The 15,356-nt window shown below is 59.6% G+C and carries 20 protein-coding genes and 2 tRNA genes; 10 read left to right on the top strand and 12 right to left on the bottom strand.

The genetic code is table 11. The features are described 5' to 3' along the window. The first annotated feature begins 81 nt into the window (after positions 1-81). Positions 82-555 carry a peroxiredoxin gene (locus tag IE093_RS20225; RefSeq protein ID WP_189472418.1) on the top strand — a complete coding sequence of 158 codons (474 nt, stop codon included), beginning with the start codon at positions 82-84 and terminating at the stop codon, positions 553-555. 3 nt (positions 556-558) lie between these two features. Here the strand turns inward: IE093_RS20225 and IE093_RS20220 are convergent, their stop codons facing one another. After that, the gene (locus IE093_RS20220; protein WP_189472416.1) at positions 559-1,659 is read right to left on the bottom strand and encodes an AI-2E family transporter; all 1,101 of its coding nucleotides are present in this window, start codon (positions 1,657-1,659) and stop codon (positions 559-561) included. Further along, positions 1,656-1,904, bottom strand: a complete 249-nt coding sequence (locus tag IE093_RS20215) for a sulfurtransferase TusA family protein (protein ID WP_189472414.1) — start codon at positions 1,902-1,904, stop codon at positions 1,656-1,658. Before IE093_RS20215 ends, IE093_RS20220 begins: the two co-directional genes overlap by 4 nt. 127 nt (positions 1,905-2,031) lie before the next feature. Here IE093_RS20215 and IE093_RS20210 point away from each other — a divergent pair, with 127 nt between their 5' ends. Beyond that, positions 2,032-3,483, top strand: a complete 1,452-nt coding sequence (locus tag IE093_RS20210; RefSeq protein WP_189472412.1) for a M48 family metalloprotease — start codon at positions 2,032-2,034, stop codon at positions 3,481-3,483. Between the two features lie 138 nt (positions 3,484-3,621). On the opposite strand, the gene nadA is transcribed toward IE093_RS20210, so the two are convergent. Beyond that, positions 3,622-4,650: a quinolinate synthase NadA gene (gene nadA / locus IE093_RS20205; RefSeq protein ID WP_189472410.1), complete on the bottom strand. Its 1,029-nt coding sequence runs from the start codon at positions 4,648-4,650 to the stop codon at positions 3,622-3,624. 346 nt (positions 4,651-4,996) lie between these two features. On the opposite strand from nadA, the gene IE093_RS22715 reads away from it, so the two are divergent. The 4 genes from IE093_RS22715 to IE093_RS22555 all read left to right on the top strand — a co-directional run bounded on the left by IE093_RS22715 (position 4,997) and on the right by IE093_RS22555 (position 6,865). Further along, the gene (locus IE093_RS22715) at positions 4,997-5,128 is read left to right on the top strand and encodes a hypothetical protein (protein WP_268247416.1); all 132 of its coding nucleotides are present in this window, start codon (positions 4,997-4,999) and stop codon (positions 5,126-5,128) included. A 619-nt stretch (positions 5,129-5,747) separates the two neighbouring features. Then, positions 5,748-5,972, top strand: a complete 225-nt coding sequence (locus IE093_RS20200; protein WP_189472408.1) for a glycine zipper 2TM domain-containing protein — start codon at positions 5,748-5,750, stop codon at positions 5,970-5,972. A gap of 212 nt (positions 5,973-6,184) precedes the next feature. Continuing rightward, positions 6,185-6,430, top strand: coding sequence for a hypothetical protein (locus tag IE093_RS20195; RefSeq protein ID WP_189472406.1), 246 nt, complete (start codon positions 6,185-6,187; stop codon positions 6,428-6,430). A gap of 237 nt (positions 6,431-6,667) precedes the next feature. Beyond that, complete coding sequence (locus IE093_RS22555; RefSeq protein ID WP_229803808.1) at positions 6,668-6,865, top strand: hypothetical protein; 198 nt, start codon at positions 6,668-6,670, stop codon at positions 6,863-6,865. 163 nt (positions 6,866-7,028) lie between these two features. Here the strand turns inward: IE093_RS22555 and IE093_RS20185 are convergent, their stop codons facing one another. The 3 genes from IE093_RS20185 to IE093_RS20175 form a co-directional block, all read right to left on the bottom strand. After that, positions 7,029-8,108, bottom strand: coding sequence for an AI-2E family transporter (locus IE093_RS20185; protein WP_229803806.1), 1,080 nt, complete (start codon positions 8,106-8,108; stop codon positions 7,029-7,031). A 184-nt stretch (positions 8,109-8,292) separates the two neighbouring features. After that, positions 8,293-8,706: a PRC-barrel domain-containing protein gene (locus IE093_RS20180; RefSeq protein WP_229803805.1), complete on the bottom strand. Its 414-nt coding sequence runs from the start codon at positions 8,704-8,706 to the stop codon at positions 8,293-8,295. Continuing rightward, complete coding sequence (locus IE093_RS20175; protein ID WP_189472402.1) at positions 8,703-8,882, bottom strand: CsbD family protein; 180 nt, start codon at positions 8,880-8,882, stop codon at positions 8,703-8,705. The genes IE093_RS20180 and IE093_RS20175 overlap by 4 nt, the downstream gene beginning before the upstream one ends. Positions 8,883-9,359: 477 nt before the next feature. Here IE093_RS20175 and IE093_RS20170 point away from each other — a divergent pair, with 477 nt between their 5' ends. Next, on the top strand, positions 9,360-9,797 hold the full coding sequence (locus IE093_RS20170; protein ID WP_189472400.1) for a PRC-barrel domain-containing protein: 438 nt from the start codon (positions 9,360-9,362) through the stop codon (positions 9,795-9,797). Between the two features lie 114 nt (positions 9,798-9,911). Here the strand turns inward: IE093_RS20170 and IE093_RS20165 are convergent, their stop codons facing one another. Then, the gene (locus tag IE093_RS20165) at positions 9,912-10,634 is read right to left on the bottom strand and encodes a Crp/Fnr family transcriptional regulator (protein ID WP_189472398.1); all 723 of its coding nucleotides are present in this window, start codon (positions 10,632-10,634) and stop codon (positions 9,912-9,914) included. Between the two features lie 216 nt (positions 10,635-10,850). Then, complete coding sequence (locus IE093_RS20160) at positions 10,851-11,549, bottom strand: Crp/Fnr family transcriptional regulator (RefSeq protein WP_340163155.1); 699 nt, start codon at positions 11,547-11,549, stop codon at positions 10,851-10,853. Between the two features lie 269 nt (positions 11,550-11,818). Between IE093_RS20160 and IE093_RS22710 the strand changes: the two genes are divergently transcribed. After that, positions 11,819-11,953 carry a hypothetical protein gene (locus IE093_RS22710; RefSeq protein WP_268247414.1) on the top strand — a complete coding sequence of 45 codons (135 nt, stop codon included), beginning with the start codon at positions 11,819-11,821 and terminating at the stop codon, positions 11,951-11,953. A 93-nt stretch (positions 11,954-12,046) separates the two neighbouring features. After that, entirely contained in the window at positions 12,047-13,378 is a 1,332-nt protein-coding gene (locus tag IE093_RS20155) for a peptidoglycan-binding protein (RefSeq protein ID WP_189472395.1), read from the top strand. Between the two features lie 70 nt (positions 13,379-13,448). On the opposite strand, the gene IE093_RS20150 is transcribed toward IE093_RS20155, so the two are convergent. Further along, positions 13,449-13,524 (bottom strand) — tRNA-Lys (locus tag IE093_RS20150). Between the two features lie 44 nt (positions 13,525-13,568). Continuing rightward, positions 13,569-13,644: transfer RNA gene (locus IE093_RS20145), tRNA-Lys, on the bottom strand. A 144-nt stretch (positions 13,645-13,788) separates the two neighbouring features. On the opposite strand from IE093_RS20145, the gene IE093_RS20140 reads away from it, so the two are divergent. Further along, a complete protein-coding gene (locus IE093_RS20140) occupies positions 13,789-14,202 on the top strand; it encodes a hypothetical protein (RefSeq protein WP_189472393.1) in 414 nt (137 codons plus the stop codon). A 101-nt stretch (positions 14,203-14,303) separates the two neighbouring features. On the opposite strand, the gene IE093_RS20135 is transcribed toward IE093_RS20140, so the two are convergent. Together IE093_RS20135 and IE093_RS22550 are read right to left on the bottom strand one after the other, a co-directional pair. Further along, the gene (locus tag IE093_RS20135; RefSeq protein ID WP_189472391.1) at positions 14,304-14,645 is read right to left on the bottom strand and encodes a hypothetical protein; all 342 of its coding nucleotides are present in this window, start codon (positions 14,643-14,645) and stop codon (positions 14,304-14,306) included. Positions 14,646-14,959: 314 nt separating this feature from the next. Next, the coding region (locus tag IE093_RS22550; RefSeq protein WP_229803803.1) for a hypothetical protein at positions 14,960-15,356 on the bottom strand (397 nt) is incomplete at its 5' end.

Genomic DNA, 15,356 nt, shown 5'->3' with positions numbered 1-15,356 from the left:
TTATTCAGAGTTTCCCTTGGCTTTACAGCGGACTGCTGGTTGCGTGTAATGCCCACATCCAACCCATCGAAGGAACCCCAGATGAGCGTTACTCTCGGACAGCCTGTCCCCGACTTCACCGCCCAAACCACCGGCGACACCACCGTCACCCTGTCGGAGCTAAAGGGCAAGCAGGTAGTAATCTACTTCTATCCCAAGGCCAGCACACCAGGCTGTACCACCGAGGGCGGCGACTTCCGAGATCGCAAGCAGGCCTTCGATACCGCCAATACCGTGATCCTCGGCATCTCCCGTGACGGCCTGCGTGCCCAGGAAAACTTCAAGGCGAAACAGGAGTTCAATTTCGAACTGATCTCCGACAAGGACGAGAGCGTGTGCAAGCTGTTCGACGTGATCAAGCTCAAGAAGCTCTACGGTAAGGAGCATCTGGGCATCGAGCGCAGCACCTTCCTGATCGACAAGGACGGCAAGTTGGCCCGCGAGTGGCGCAAGGTCAAGGTGCCTGGGCATGTCGACGAGGTTCTCGAGGCCGCCCAGGCCCTCCACGCCGGCTAAGTTTTACTCCTCGGACAGTACCTCCACGGCCTGGTGCTCGCTGCGCTCCTTGATGCCGCGAGGCCAGGCGCGCGCCAGGGCCTTGAGCAGGGTTGCCAGGGGAATCGCGAAGAAAATGCCCCAGAACCCCCAGATTCCACCGAAGAACAGCACCGCCAGAATGATCGACACCGGGTGCAGATTGACCGCCTCGGAAAACAGGATCGGCACCAGAACGTTGCCGTCCAGCGCCTGGATCACCCCATAAGCTATCAGCACATAGAGGAATTCATCGCTGATGCCGAAGTGGAAGCCGGCCACTGCCGCCACTGGCAGCGTGGCCACCGCCGCGCCGATATAGGGCACCAGGACCGAAAGCCCCACCGCCACCGCCAGCAGTGCCGAATACGGCAAGCCGAAGAAGGCAAAGGTCAGGAAGGCAACACTACCAACGATGATGATTTCGACGAACTTGCCGCGTACGTAGTTGGCGATCTGGTCGTCCATCTCTTGCCAGATGCGAGTCATCAAGGTGCGCTTCTGAGGCAGCAGCGAGAGCATGAAGCTGACCAGCCGGTCACGGTCCTTGAGCATGAAGAACACCAGGATCGGCACCAGCACCAGATAGATGATCAGTGCCAGTACGTTGCCCAATGAAGCCAGCGATAGCGTCAGGGCACGTTGGCCCATCTGGGTCAGCTCGCGGCCGGCTGCACCGATCCAGTCCTGGATCTGGTCCGGTGTCACCAGAGTGGGGTATCGCGCCTGAAGATCGTCCAGCAGCATCTGGCCACTGGCGAACATCCGCGGTGTCTCCTGTACCAGGCTGACCAACTGATTCCAGATCAGCGGCATGACGATGAATGCCATCGCCAGCAGGATGCCGATGAAGCCCAGAAAGATCACGATCACCGCCAGCAAATGCGGGATGCCTCGCCGCTCCAGCCAGCTCACCGCGCCCTGCAACAGGAAGGCAATTATCAACGCAGTGAAAAACGGCGCCAGCATTCGCCCCAACCAGATCACCACGGCGAATCCCAGTACCAGTACGATGAACAGGATCACCGCCTCCTCGTCGGAGAAGTAGCGCTCGACCCAGCTCTTGAACACCGAGCGCAGGGTCATGCTGTCGGCTCCCCACCCTTGCGGACCCAGTAATGGTAGACTTCTCCCCGCTCTTCGCGAGCCGGCATCTCATGCTCGCTCTGGGCGATGAAGGTCTCGAAATCTCGCCATGAACCGGCGTCGGTGGCCATGACCTCCAGTAGCTGCCCGGCCTCCAGCCGTGACAAGGCCTGCTTGGCCTTCAGCAAAGGCAGGGGGCATGGCAGGCCACGGGCGTCGAGCACATCATCAGGTTGCAGGGCCATGCGAACTCCCGGAAAAATGTCGGGTCAGGGATGCCAGACGTCGCTGGCACGGAATCTTCTGGAATTTAAAGGCACTTTGACCGATGAATCAATGTCAGAGAAAAGTCCGGCTCAAACGAGGCACTTCATGATACATGCCCTGAAACCTTGGCTGGTTGCCGGCTCCCTGGCACTGACCGGCGCCGTGGCGACACCAGCGACCGCCGTCGATGACTATGGCCTGCCGCAACTCGGCACGCCGGGTACCAGCGCATCGAGCAGCGAGGAATTCCGCCTCGGCCGCGCCTGGTTGCGCCAGTTCCGAGCCCGCGCTCCTGTCTGGCAGGATGCCATCGCGCAAGACTATGTGGAGTCATTGGTCGATCGCCTGCTGCCCCATAGCGAAATCAGTGGCGCCCGTACCGCCGTGACCCTGGTCGATAGCCGCATGCTCAACGCCTTCGCCGTGCCCGGCGGAGTGATCGGCGTCAACTCGGGCCTGTTCTCCTTCGCCGAGGATGAGGCATCGTTGGCTTCCGTGCTGGCTCACGAGCTCGGGCACCTGTCGCAGAAGCACTACGCTCGTCGGATGGAGCGCGCCGAACAAACCCAGATCCCGGCCATGGCGGCGATGCTGGCCGGGATGCTGATCGCCGCCGGCGGAGGTGGCGATGCGGGTATCGCCACCGCCATGGGCTCCCAGGCCGCCTTCATTCAGGATCAGTTGGCCTATTCGCGGCGCTACGAGCAAGAGGCCGACCGCATTGGTCTGCGGACCATGGCTCAGGCTGGTTACGATCCCCAGGCCATGGTGCGCATGTTCCGCGCCATGCAGCGCATGGCCTCCCTCCAGGGCGGTACCCCGCCGGAGTTCCTGTTGACCCACCCGGTGACCGAATCACGCATCAGCGACACCGAGTCGCGTGCCAGCCAAATGAGTGTGAGCCACCCTCGTGACGAGAGCCCGTTGTTTGACATGGTGCGTGCCCGCGCCCTGCTCGACCTGCACCGAAGCAACCCGAGCCAGGCCAACGCCCGCTTGGCCGAGGGCGACCCTGCCCCCGCGGCCCGGCGCTACCTCACGGCACTGATCGACGCCGAGCGCGGCCAGACGCAGGCGGCCCTGGCGGCGTTGGACGAGTTGGCCCGGGAGTTGCCCGACCTACCCTTGATTCCAACCTCGGCAGCCGAAGTCGCGTTCAAGGCGGGCGACTACGACGCCACTCTCGAACGCACGCACCGTTTGCTGAGACTCATGCCCGACTACATGCCCGCTCAACGCCTGCGCGGCGAGGCCCTGCTGCATCGCGATCCCGACCAGGCCTTCCAACTGCTCCGCGACCTGACCGAGCGACGCCCCGAGGACCCGCAACTCTTCAGCCTACTCGCTGAAGCGGCTGGACACAGCGATCGCGAGGCCTGGGGACACCTGGCACGTGCCGAACACCTGCAGCTCACGGGACGCATCGACCGGGCGATTCGCCAGCTCGATGTCGCCGAGGACGTGGCCAAGAGCACTGGAGCGAATACCGTATTGAGCCGTATAGAACAGCGACGCAAGGATTTCCTCGACTATCGGGAGACGATGGAGAAGTTTTGAGCCGCGAGCCGCGAGCCGCGAGCCGCGAGCCGCGAGCCGCGAGCCGCGAGCCGCGAGCCGCGAGCATGATGATAGCCCGCGATATCGTTGCGAGCTTAATTGCTCGTAGCTCGTAGCTCGTAGCTCGTAGCTCGTAGCTCAGGAATTGAAGTTGAGCATCCGCTCCAACGGCTTGAGCGCCTTGGCACGCAGTTCCGCGTCGACGAATACTTCGCCGCTGCCATGGCGCAGCGCACTGGCCAGGTTGTCCAGCGCATTCATCGCCATCCACGGACAATGGGCGCAGCTCTTGCAGGTCGCGCCGTTGCCGGCGGTAGGCGCCTCGAACAACGTCTTCTCGGGCACCGCCTGCTGCATCTTGAAGAAGATGCCGCGATCGGTGGCGACGATCAGCCGCTCCTGAGGCAGTTCCTTGGCGGCCTTGATCAGTTGCGAGGTGGAACCGGTGACATCGGCCAATTCGACCACCGGTGCCGGCGATTCGGGGTGCACCAGCACCGCGGCATCGGGATACAGTGACTTGAGGTCCTCGATGCCCTTGGCCTTGAACTCCTCGTGTACGATGCAGGCGCCATCCCATAGCAGCATGTCGGCACCGGTCTTCTTCTGGATATAGTGCCCCAAGTGCTTGTCGGGGGCCCACAGGATCTTCTCGCCACGCGCCTGCAGGTGCTCGATCACATCCACGGCGATGGATGAGGTCACTACCCAATCGGCACGAGCCTTCACTGCCGCCGAGGTGTTGGCGTAGACCACCACGGTGCGGTCGGGATGCTGATCGCAGAAAGCACTGAATTCGTCGGCCGGACAACCCACATCCAGCGAACAAGTTGCCTCGAGAGTCGGCATCAGCACGCGCTTTTCCGGCGATAGGATCTTGGCGGTCTCACCCATGAAACGCACGCCGGCCACCACCAGCGTCGAAGCCTCGTGGCGGGCGCCGAAGCGAGCCATTTCCAGGGAATCGGCCACGCAGCCGCCGGTTTCCTCGGCAAGTTGCTGAATGGCATCGTCAGTGTAGTAATGCGCCACCAATACGGCGTTCCGATCGTGCAACAGGCGCTTGATTTCATCGACACGCGCCTCGTCCTCTGCCGGTATCCGGGTGGGGCAATAGGCGCGGGCCAGGTGCTCGCGCACCTCGGCTCGGGAGGTAATGGTCGTCATCGTGTCTACCACTGTGACTGGCAGGGGCTCCCCCTGCGGTTTACCAAGTATCGCCTCCCGCGCGCTCCGCACGGGGCGATACACTTGAGGGCCGACCCTGCGTCTTTCGCCACGGTCGATCCAGTTCTTTATTCTAGACCAGAACACTGGGGTATTGACCACCCCCGGCCAGAAAAGCGTCATGCGAATGGAATGGGGGCCGCCCGGCGGGATCGAGGGGCACTCGAGGTGGCTGCATCGATGGCGTCAGTGCGTTAGCGCACCGACGGCGGCCTACCGTTCCGCTAGAGTCATGCTACCGATGCTTCACGACATCGTGAAAGCGGGACAGTGACACGAGGTCGCCATGCCATCCCCCATCCAACACACCACTCCTCCCACGACTGCATTCAAGAAATTCACGCGCCTGCCCGACCGCGAGCCAGGCGAACAGCAGCACGGCTATCCCTTCAAGCCGGAACGCTTGCCCGAAGCATAATCCCGCGTTATTCACCGGGAGGGCTTTGGAAAGAAGATGGCAAGTGGTTTTCTCTTGTGGAATCAGGATGTTCCTAGCAGAACACGTTTCAAGAGGACCACTCGCCATGGGTGAGAGCCTATCTCCCTGGATTCCCTCCTGCCACGGCTCTGTCCGCGTTGAGCTGAGCGGCCGACGCCCTGCACCAGGGCGTGCAAGGGCGACTCCTCGACCCCCAGGATCAAGGGCATCCCGAACATGCCTTCACTGCCGACATTGCCACTTCCAGCCGCTCCCGTCACTCAGGTTGGCAATCAGGGAAATGAAGCTGGTGAGGGGAAAATAGACCTGCTGCATCACGCCGCCTGATTCACACAGCGACTTCCCCAACGGCAACGTCACTCGCTCAATATGGGGCAACAGCCGCGCCAGTTCGTCCTCCGGCAATAGCGCCAGCAGCTGGCTCCCAGGGTCATACTGTGGCCCTCCCTTGTTCTCCAGCGGCGGGGGACTATGTGCGCCACCAAACGGATGACATTCTCGTTCTGCCTTATGCTGAGGGTGGCGGTCCGTCGTAGCCGCGCCGCTCCCAAGGTAACTCCCGCTGCGAGCAAGACCCCTTAACCCGAGTGACACCACCATGAAACACATCAAACATCTAATACTTGGCACTGCCTTTTTCTTGGTACTGCTGTCACTCGCCGCCTGCTCCGGCATGTCGGCACAGGACAAGGGCACCGCGATGGGTGCAGGCGTGGGGGCCGTTGGTGGCTCAGTACTCACCGGCGGCTCCGCTATCGGCACCGTGGGTGGCGCGGCGGTGGGCGGCGTGATAGGCCACGAGATCAGTAAACCAGATCAGTAAACCGTGATCTTTCACCAGTCACACCATCGGCGCGCCGAGGAGCACCGCTGCTGCCCCCTGATGGGTTCTCCATGTCGCCGCGCGGGCAGTAGCGGTGGCGGCATCAATGGCGTCAGTGCGTTAGCGCACCGACGGCGGCCTGCCGGTCCGCTAGAGTCATGCTACCGATGCTTCACGACATCGTGAAAGCCGGACAGTGACACGAGGTCGCCATGCCATCCCCCATCCAGCACACCACTCCTCCCACGACTGCATTCAAGAAATTCACGCGCCTGCCCGACCGCGAGCCAGGCGAACAGCAGCACGGCTATCCCTTCAAGCCGCAACGCTTGCCCGAAGCACCACTTGCGACACTTCCCGACGAGGAGCTCGACGAGCCTGCCAGGCGCACCACCGGAGGCGACGATGACCTGATGAGCCAGGATATCAACGCGATCGCCCCCAAGGTCCCGTCATGACATCCCGGCTGGTGCGGCCTTACCAGGGCGCACCAGCCGATTTCATGGTGCCTTCCCTTCGATGATGACCTGACGGTAGATGCGTCGATCGGAGGCATAGCAGCCACAAGAGGCCTCGATCAGTACCGCCAGCGGTTAGGGATCAAGCCCGTCAAGCGTGTCTTCGCGCAGACCCAGGCCCTGTAGCATGGGCATACGCCGCATCCCCACTGGTCGGGCTGACGCTGCTGGGCGTCGATGGCGTGGTCTGGCGCCCCCCGATTCACCGGAGAATTCGGCACAGATCAGGCGCTTAGTGATCTCACCACCATCTTGCAGTATCCGGAACTCAACGACGACGCTCTTACCACCTTGAGCACCCTTGCATTTTCCGAGAAGCAGATCCTCGCCACCGACGGCCGTTGGTCTACGGTACGGATCATGCCCTATCGCTGACTGGACAATGTGATTGACGGGGTGGTGATAACCCTTGTCGATATCACCGCAACCAAGGAGTTGGAACAGGCCCTGCGCAAGGATCTGCAATCATGACGGAAAGGCCATAATCCCATGCACGGGAATCGACCGCCGGCCGTGTCTTTGGAAAGCTCCACTTCCTTCATGCCCCGGCATCCCGGCTGCTCAGCGTGTGTTTCAGGCTGACCTTGATCTCGCTCCAAATGGCTACGAAGAACGCTGTCAGGGGAACCGCGAGTATCATGCCGATAATGCCACCCAAGGCCGTGCCCCAGAAGAACAGGGAAATAATCACGAGTGCAGGGTGCAGGCCCGAGCGGTTGGCCATGATTTTCGGTGTCAGCAGCCAGCTTTCCATCAGTTGAACCGCAGCGAACACCAGTCCGGCCAGGACCAGTAATTCGACACCGCCATCCGGCTGCAGATAGCCCATGGGCAGGACCACCAGCAGGCCGATCAGAGTGCCCAGGAAGGGGACGATATTCAGCAGCCCCAGCACCAGCCCGGCAAGCACACCGAACTCAAGGCCAATCAGCGTAAAGCCCATGACATACAAGGCAGCCATGCACACGGCGATGATCAGCTGGCCCTGAAAGAAGGCGGTGACATATCCCACGAACACATCCATGAAATACAGCGCTTTCTGCTGGGTGGGCTTGTGGAAAACGGATAACAACTCGGATACCTGTCCCCGGAGCAAGTCACCGGAAAGCAAGGTGAAGAACAGGAACAGGGGCACGAAACTGATACCCGCCAACAGCCCCAGATAGGACATGATGGTCGTGCCCGGATTTTCCGTGACTGCCAAGGCTGACTGGGACTCCTCCCCACTGCTGCTCTCCATTCTGGTGGAAATCATGGAGCTGAGTCCCGGGAAGTGAGTGGAGAAATGTTCCTGCCAGCTTGCCAGTGTGTCGGGCAAAACGGTCATCAACTGAACGGCCTGTCTGACCAGAATGGGGACGAGAAGGTAAATCAAGCCGCCGATACCCACAAAGAAGACTACCAGCAGAAGAATGATGGCCAGCAAGCGCGGTAAGTGAAGCCGTCTCTTGAGAATCTCAACCACAGGATGAAGCACCAACGCCAGAACACCGGCAACGGCGAGCGGCAGGAGCAAGTTGTAGAACGCATTTAGTATCCAGCCAAATGTCCACACGATGATGCCGATCAGAGCGGTCAGTACAACCAGGGACAACAGAACCGCCGTGTAGCGAAACAAGCGAAGCTCAGCCGGGTTAAACAGTCGCTTGTCAGGACGTAACGCCGGCGGGTATTGGCTGGCAACTCTCGCCCCGCAAGCCTGGGGGGCCTGCCTGTTGTCGGGCATTGCGAACTCCTGCGTTAGTTGCTTGCAGATTTACCGAACATCAACAGTCCAACACCGGCCACCGCAGAAGCCGCGCTCAGCCTCCTGAGTAATCCGATCGCCGGGTGTAGTAGGAATCGACGGTCGAACTCCAGGTGGCGTCAGCCATATTCGGCCATTGATCCTTGTCGAAGCCCGGTGCGTTCTTTAAGCTCTCGACATCGACGTCGAGCATGAAACGCTTGTTCTCCTTGTCCTGCTTCAAGGCCTTCCACGGAACAGCGAACAGGTGATCACCCATGCCCAGAAAACCACCCGATGCCAAGACTGCGTAACGTATCTTGCCCTCCGTTATATCGAGCATGACGTCCTGAATCTTACCGAGCTTTTCATCCTGCATGTTACACACTTCGTCGCCGGTAATGGTGGAGGCACTCAGCAACGTGGACCCGGCCTGCATGTCATCAGCGGCGCCGTACCTGCTATTCGATTGTGTCGTTGAATCGTTCATTTCGTTGCCTTCTTGGTATCGTTCTTGAGATCTCCGTACTTGGCTTCAGCCTTGCCGCCATGCTTTTCGGCTTTACCCTTGTACTCCATGCGTTTGTCGCCAGTCACCTTGCCGGCAACCTCCTTGACCTTCCCCTTCGCCTCGTTCGCATGACCTTTGACCTGATTCTTGTTCATGAGCCGATCCCCAGATGATGGTTCCGTTTAGGTTATGCCTCTCACCATTGACTCATGTAAAGGCAGGGTGAGGCTCCCAATACCTATATAGTGGAAGCTCGAGGCATGATCTGTGCGGTGTCTAACATATGCGGAGTCATTTTTTCGGACAAGTCTCAGGCAAGAACACTCCGCCCATCGTTTCTGGGGTTGAATCTGCCCCTAATCGTGGCTGGCGCTCGCATGGGAAAGCGTGAACGCGTGGCTGATCGCACCGAAGCCTCCGAACAGAAAGATACCTGAGAGCACTGTAATCGACCCTAAAAGAGCGCCTTGAAGGCGCATGGTAGCTGCGTCACCGGACGACGACCATGTGTGCACTACCGCACCGACAAATCGTTCGCTTATGCCCAAGATGAAATGGCATTCCCACGATTAAAGAACTGCACTCTAGGCCCAAGAGGGTGCGGCAGACTGCCGTCAAACAGAGGAGAAACAATGATGAAGAAGCTAACAACATTGATCCTTTCCGCCGCCATTATCCCGGCATTGGCACTGAGTACGGCCGCAATGGCGGAGGACCACGACGACATGCAGGCAGACACCGAACAGCAAGCCGATGAACAGCGTGCCGGCGAGCAGCAGATGAGCGGTAAGCCAGCTGGTGCGTTCTACGCCGACGACGTCATCGGCAAGACCGTCAAGCACCGCGGGTCAGATAAGGACGTTGGCGAGATCCAGGATCTGATTATCGGCGAAGACGGCCACATCGTCGGCGTCGTGGTGAAGACGGGTGGCTTCCTGGGGCTCGGCGGACAGGACATTGGACTGGGCTGGGATCACATAGAGCACACCATGGAAGATGACGAATCCGTGTTCTACACGGATATTGACGAGGAGACGCTGCGGAACTCGCCCAAGTACGAGCGCGATTGATCCGACCTACAGTCAGCGGGGGCACATCGTGCCCCCGCTGACTGAACACCGCCGAAAAACTGCGATCAAGAGCACGAAACCCAACAGCACCACTTGCGACACTTCCCGACGATTTCATGGTGCCTCCCCTTCGATGATGACCTGACGGTAGATGCGTCGATCGGAGGCATAGCAGCCACAAGAGGCCTCGATCAGACCAGCCCGGTCCAGCACCGTGATGTCCCCACGGTGATAGCGGATCAATCGGCGCTTCTGAAGCGCCTTGGCGGCCAGGGTGATGCCGGCACGACGCACCCCCAGCATCATGGCCAGGAACTCGTGGGTGAGATGCAACTGATCCGAGTGCGCACGATCCTGGGTCATCAACAGCCAGCGAGCCAGACGGGCCTCGACCTGATGAAAGTGGGTACATACCGCCATCCGGGACAACTGGTGCATCAGCACATAGAAATAGCGCTTCAGCAGTGTCTGAAGCGCGGGGCTCCTCGCCAAGTGACGGCCAAAGACAGCCGCCGGTATGCGCAGTGCCGGCCCGGCGCCCTGCACCAGGGCGTGCAAGGGCGACTCCTCGACCCCCAGGATCAAGGGCATCCCGAACATGCCTTCACTGCCGACCATTGCTACTTCTAGCCGGTCCCCGTCACTCAGGTTGGCAATCTGGGAAATGAAGCTGTTGAGGGGAAAATAGACATGCGATATCCGTCCGCCGGGCTCGGCGAGCACCTCACCGAACACCAGGTCGACGGCCTCGCAGCCGGTGAGGAGATGTGCCCTTTCCTGGCGCGGCAAGCTGTCGAGAAGCCGATTGCCGGCAAGGCCGAAATCAACGAGTACCATATGCACGCTCCTGTTCGAGAAAACTGGAATCGGCACATGGAAAATAGCCATGAAAACCCGATGTCGGCTGCTAGACAGGAAATGGGCAGCGCTCCTCGCGCAGCAAGGTTTCAAATTGGCATGGCATCGATGGCCCCGTCTGTACGGTAGGATACATATCGCCGGAAAGGCCCCGCTCCTCATCCGAGTGAAAAAAGCAGCAAGGATACGCCTCGTTCACGACTCGTGATGATCGGCCAGCAGCCGTCGGTACTCCTTCTTGACGACCGCATAGCATTCGCAAACCCGCGACTCCAGGCCTGGCCTGTCGAGCACCGTGATATGACCACGATGGTAGGCAATCAGGCCCGCCTTCTGCAGCTTGCCGGCAGACTCGGTGACACCCTCGCGGCGCACCCCGAGCATGTTGGCGATCAACTCCTGGGTCATGACCAGTTCGTTGGTCGACAAGCGGTCGAGACTCAGCAGCAGCCAGCGACACAGCTGTTGATCCACGGTGTGATGGCGATTGCAGACCGCGGTCTGGGCCATCTGCGTAATAAGCGCCTGGGTGTAACGCAGCAGCAGACCCTGCAGGGAACCCGCACGATAGAACTCGTCCTTCAGGAACTGCCCCCTGAGTCGATAGGCATGGCCGGCGCTTTGCACGATGGCGCGGCTCGGCGTGGTTTCTCCTCCCATGAACAGCGAGATGCCGACGATGCCTTCATTGCCGACCACGGCGATTTCCGTCGAGTCGCCATCCTCCATGACACAGAGTAGCGAGACAATGGCGTCGGTCGGGAAATAGACATGGCGCATCACCCCTCCGGACTCGTACAACGCCTCCCCCAAGGATAACGTGACCGGTTCAAGACGAGGCCTCAAGCGCTCATACTCAACCCGCGGCAAAGCAGCAAGCAATTGATTTTTCATTTGATAGTCTTGAGACGTCATAAATCTCAGCATCCCGTTCGACTGCCAGGACCCGGGTGATCCATCGTTGTGGCCTCACCCACGGACATACAACGCCCATCGTTTCCCGGGATTCAACAGGAGTATAGAACAGACTGAGGTTGACGAGCCTTATGTACGCCAGCGCACAGATGGGGGTGCCGCCGTTGGCATATCCTCAACATGGGTGTGGCAAGGGAACAGCCTGTACAGGGAGTTGCACCACGCGTCGCACGGATTGCGACGCCATCATGACACGAGCCATCCCGCAGCATCCTGAAACAGGAAAATGCGCCGCAGAGGAAAACTTCATGAACAATATCGTCTATATCGTCGGCGCAGTCGTCATCGTGCTGGTGGTTCTTTCCGTTCTCGGTCTTCGTTGAAACAAGCGACGAGAGACGTTGGTAGGCAAGGCAGCACGGTGAAGCCGGGAGGCTGCAGGCCGAAGATGCCCCCTCTCACTGGAGACGCCCCCCGTGACCATCATCAAAGGATTCGTGTTCCTACTCTTTCTGTTCGGTCACATCGCGCTGGCTAGTGCCGATTACCGCTACACCGACGCCCTGCGGAGCTACGAGCGGCAGGAGTACCGCCAGGCCTTGCAGATGTTCGACCGGCTTGCCACCACCGGCGACGCCGACGCCCAGTACATGCTGGGGCAAATGCACGAGGCCGGCCAAGGGACGCTCCAGGACTTCGTGGAGGCGCACAAGTGGTACAACCTGGCCGCGGCTCGCGGCCACCGCCATGCCGCCACTGCGCGCGATGCAGTGGCGGCGCGGATGACCGCGCAACAGATCGGCGAGGCCCAACAGGCAGCCCGCGCCTGGCAGCCAACGGCGACACCGTCAGGGATAGCGCCCGAACCATCGCCTCCCGTCGAGACGCTGTCCGGCCGACAGCTGGTGGCCGAAGTCCAGCGTGAACTCAACCGGCTCGGTTACGAGGCCGGCCCGGTGGACGGTCTGATGGGAACTCGCAGCCGTAATGCGATTCGCGATTACCAGGGCACGGTGGGCCTGGCCCAGGACGGTCAACCGACGACGGCACTGCTGGCTCGATTACGGCAGACGGGGCGGGAGCCTGAGGCCACGGCGCCACCCGAACCGGAGCCGACACCGGCAAGACGGGTCGCCCTGGACGACGCCTTCAGCGACGGCGATTTCCGGCGCAACCCACCCTGGACCGTGCTCAGCGGACGCTTCGACATCGATGATGGCGGGTTACGCAGCATCGTGGAGAAACCACAGGTGGTCACCCCCGCCTCACCGACGCTCCGCCCGGAGCGACCGGAGGAGATCGGCCTGGCGATGCTCCAGTTGATCCTCGAGCAGGCGGGCGGGCTGACGCCAGACGCGGCATCGCCGGTGGCGGCGGAGGTCGAGTTCGGGGACGCGGCGCGGATTTTCGTCCATGCACCGGTCGACAATGCCTTCAGACTGGAGCTGGAACTGGCCTCCTACCAGCGGCCGGGCAGCCTGGAACTGGGGCTGTTCCAGGGCAACCAGCCCGGTGGAGGCTACCGCCTGGTCTACAATCCCGGCTCACGGCCTGGGCTTAGCCTGGTACGGATGACGGCCGATGGGGGCGAGGTGATCGCCAGCAGCGCGGGCACGCTCGACCTCGAGGATGGCCGTTTCCATATGCTGAGCTGGAGCCGCGACGAGAGCGGGAACATGCAAGTCTGGGTGGATGGCCGGCGTGTGCTGCAGGCACACGACCTGCGCCTGCGCCAAGGCTTCCAGGGCTTCGTGCTGGTGAATCATGGTGGCGATTACAACCTCCGCCGGGTACGGCTGGAGCATTAGGGGGGCAAGTGGACCCCATATAAACAAAGCGCCCTCGCTTTCTGGAAGCGAGGGCGCTTTATTGGCAATCTGGTGGGTCGTGTAGGATTCGAACCTACGACCAATTGGTTAAAAGCCAACTGCTCTACCAACTGAGCTAACGACCCGCAACGCCCATGCCAACAATGACATGGGAAACGGCGGCGAGAATTGGTGGGTCGTGTAGGATTCGAACCTACGACCAATTGGTTAAAAGCCAACTGCTCTACCAACTGAGCTAACGACCCGCCGCCGAACCGTCGAGAGGTGACACGTCACGTTTCCCCTCCCGACAGGGCGCACATAGTACTGACAACGCCCCATGCTGACAAGTATTTTTTCAATGCTTTCGGGTAGGCTTGGGCTTGCCGTAGCTCCAGCGGAGCCTGGTCATGGTTCACCATGGTCAGCCTCAAAGCCTTATTGGCACCTGCGGCCAAGGCGCTGGCCTTGAAGTCGCCACGCTCTTCCATGTCCTTGAGCCAGGCGAGGTCGGGGTCGGCCTCGACCATGGCGTCGATGGTCTGGCTGACGGTCTGCTCATCGATCTCGGGCACGTCGGCGACGATGCCTTCGGCGGCCTGGATCACCCGGTTGCCCTTGGCGATCAGTTGACTCTGGCGCAGGGTTTCGTCGGTGCGTCCTTCGCCCCGCGACGATTGCCAGGCGAAGTTGCCGCTGCGCTTCTCGTGGGATTCGGTGTGGACGTCGCTGGCGGCTTCGAAGTGGATGGCGCCGCCGCTGGCCAGCGTCAGGTCGTTACCGGCTTCGAGGCGGGCGCCCTGGCCGGTGCCGTAACGTCTTAGGCACGTCCACTCAGGAGGGTAACCCTCCTGAGTGACACGAAATCGAATCAGTTGTTAAAGATCAAAACCAAATGTTGCTCTTGGTCATTGAAACCGGCCATCTACTCACTATGCATTTGCCTTATCTCTTCTTCAACGATTTTCTCAGCAACAGTATCACCGTCGTAATATTTCTCCCAAAAACCATCAACCTGCCATTTTTCAGGAGCAAGACAGATAAAGTCGTTAGAATCAAGACTCGCCACCCATCTCCGCGACAATTTTGCATCTTTGATCTCAAAATCTGAAGCAGGAAATAGCGCCAAAGATTCCTGTTTTTCTGACCAAATCAAAAACCTTGAGCCTTCTGTTTCGACACTACTGACAGCAAGAACAGTAAAAACCTTTCCTGTCTCAAGCCATCCTGCAACACTTTCCGCATTTGACTTAGCAACAACCTTCACTTAAAACCCTTCACCTTGAAGTCGATATTGTTGACGAGCCTTTATTAATCACGAAATCTCTGCTCCCTTTTATATGCCACTGCAATGCTGGCCCTGCAATTCCTTAGCAAGCTTTCTTAGCTCATCAATGGAGTACTCAAATTCCTGCGCGTCCTCCATTCTCGCGAGATCTAAGAGGAGGCCACGGAAATCAGAGTCTACTTCTCTCTGACACCTCAAGAAAATATCATAAGCCCATCGAGACAATATAGTCACGTCATTTGTCTCCTCTAGCTTGTTAGCTAACATCTTTCCAAACTCTGATCTAGTCAATTTCATTGCGACAGCCCCAGCTCTCTTGCGGTCGGTGGATAATGCTGAGAGTCAACGACTTGTCCATTTATCATTTTTGGATGAACACGGTTTACGTTCCCAGCTTGATCGTAAGCTTCATTCCATGAACGAACATTACCATTGGCTGGATTGTATTCAGTTACGTATGAAGACCCCCTAGTTGGACCTGGGTTACGTGCTGCACGCTCAGCTTCGTAATACCTTATTCTTCCATCCGGCAACTGTCTAACTTTTACAGCATTTTGCTGGGCACTGAACCGCCCCGGGATTCCCGGAGACTCCATTTCTTGAGAGGATGGAGTGATGACAACATCGAAGAAATACTCACCTGAGGTGAGGGAACGGGCGGTTCGGATGGTGCGCGAGCACCAGGATGAA

This window comes from Litchfieldella qijiaojingensis (genome assembly GCF_014651875.1).
GTDB lineage: Bacteria > Pseudomonadota > Gammaproteobacteria > Pseudomonadales > Halomonadaceae > Litchfieldella > Litchfieldella qijiaojingensis.
The sequence above is the reverse complement of the archived record's forward strand: the minus strand, read 5'-3'. Positions and strand labels throughout refer to the sequence as shown.

Coding starts and splice junctions, on each gene's coding strand:
- IE093_RS20225 (WP_189472418.1), top strand. CDS start 82: ATGAGCGTTACTCTCGGACAGCCTGTCCCCGACTTCACCGCCCAAACC.
- IE093_RS20220 (WP_189472416.1), bottom strand. CDS start 1,659: ATGACCCTGCGCTCGGTGTTCAAGAGCTGGGTCGAGCGCTACTTCTCC.
- IE093_RS20215 (WP_189472414.1), bottom strand. CDS start 1,904: ATGGCCCTGCAACCTGATGATGTGCTCGACGCCCGTGGCCTGCCATGC.
- IE093_RS20210 (WP_189472412.1), top strand. CDS start 2,032: ATGATACATGCCCTGAAACCTTGGCTGGTTGCCGGCTCCCTGGCACTG.
- nadA (WP_189472410.1), bottom strand. CDS start 4,650: ATGACGACCATTACCTCCCGAGCCGAGGTGCGCGAGCACCTGGCCCGC.
- IE093_RS22715 (WP_268247416.1), top strand. CDS start 4,997: ATGCCATCCCCCATCCAACACACCACTCCTCCCACGACTGCATTCAAG.
- IE093_RS20200 (WP_189472408.1), top strand. CDS start 5,748: ATGAAACACATCAAACATCTAATACTTGGCACTGCCTTTTTCTTGGTA.
- IE093_RS20195 (WP_189472406.1), top strand. CDS start 6,185: ATGCCATCCCCCATCCAGCACACCACTCCTCCCACGACTGCATTCAAG.
- IE093_RS22555 (WP_229803808.1), top strand. CDS start 6,668: ATGGCGTGGTCTGGCGCCCCCCGATTCACCGGAGAATTCGGCACAGAT.
- IE093_RS20180 (WP_229803805.1), bottom strand. CDS start 8,706: ATGAACGATTCAACGACACAATCGAATAGCAGGTACGGCGCCGCTGAT.
- IE093_RS20175 (WP_189472402.1), bottom strand. CDS start 8,882: ATGAACAAGAATCAGGTCAAAGGTCATGCGAACGAGGCGAAGGGGAAG.
- IE093_RS20170 (WP_189472400.1), top strand. CDS start 9,360: ATGATGAAGAAGCTAACAACATTGATCCTTTCCGCCGCCATTATCCCG.
- IE093_RS20165 (WP_189472398.1), bottom strand. CDS start 10,634: ATGGTACTCGTTGATTTCGGCCTTGCCGGCAATCGGCTTCTCGACAGC.
- IE093_RS20160 (WP_340163155.1), bottom strand. CDS start 11,549: ATGAAAAATCAATTGCTTGCTGCTTTGCCGCGGGTTGAGTATGAGCGC.
- IE093_RS22710 (WP_268247414.1), top strand. CDS start 11,819: ATGACACGAGCCATCCCGCAGCATCCTGAAACAGGAAAATGCGCCGCA.
- IE093_RS20140 (WP_189472393.1), top strand. CDS start 13,789: ATGGTTCACCATGGTCAGCCTCAAAGCCTTATTGGCACCTGCGGCCAA.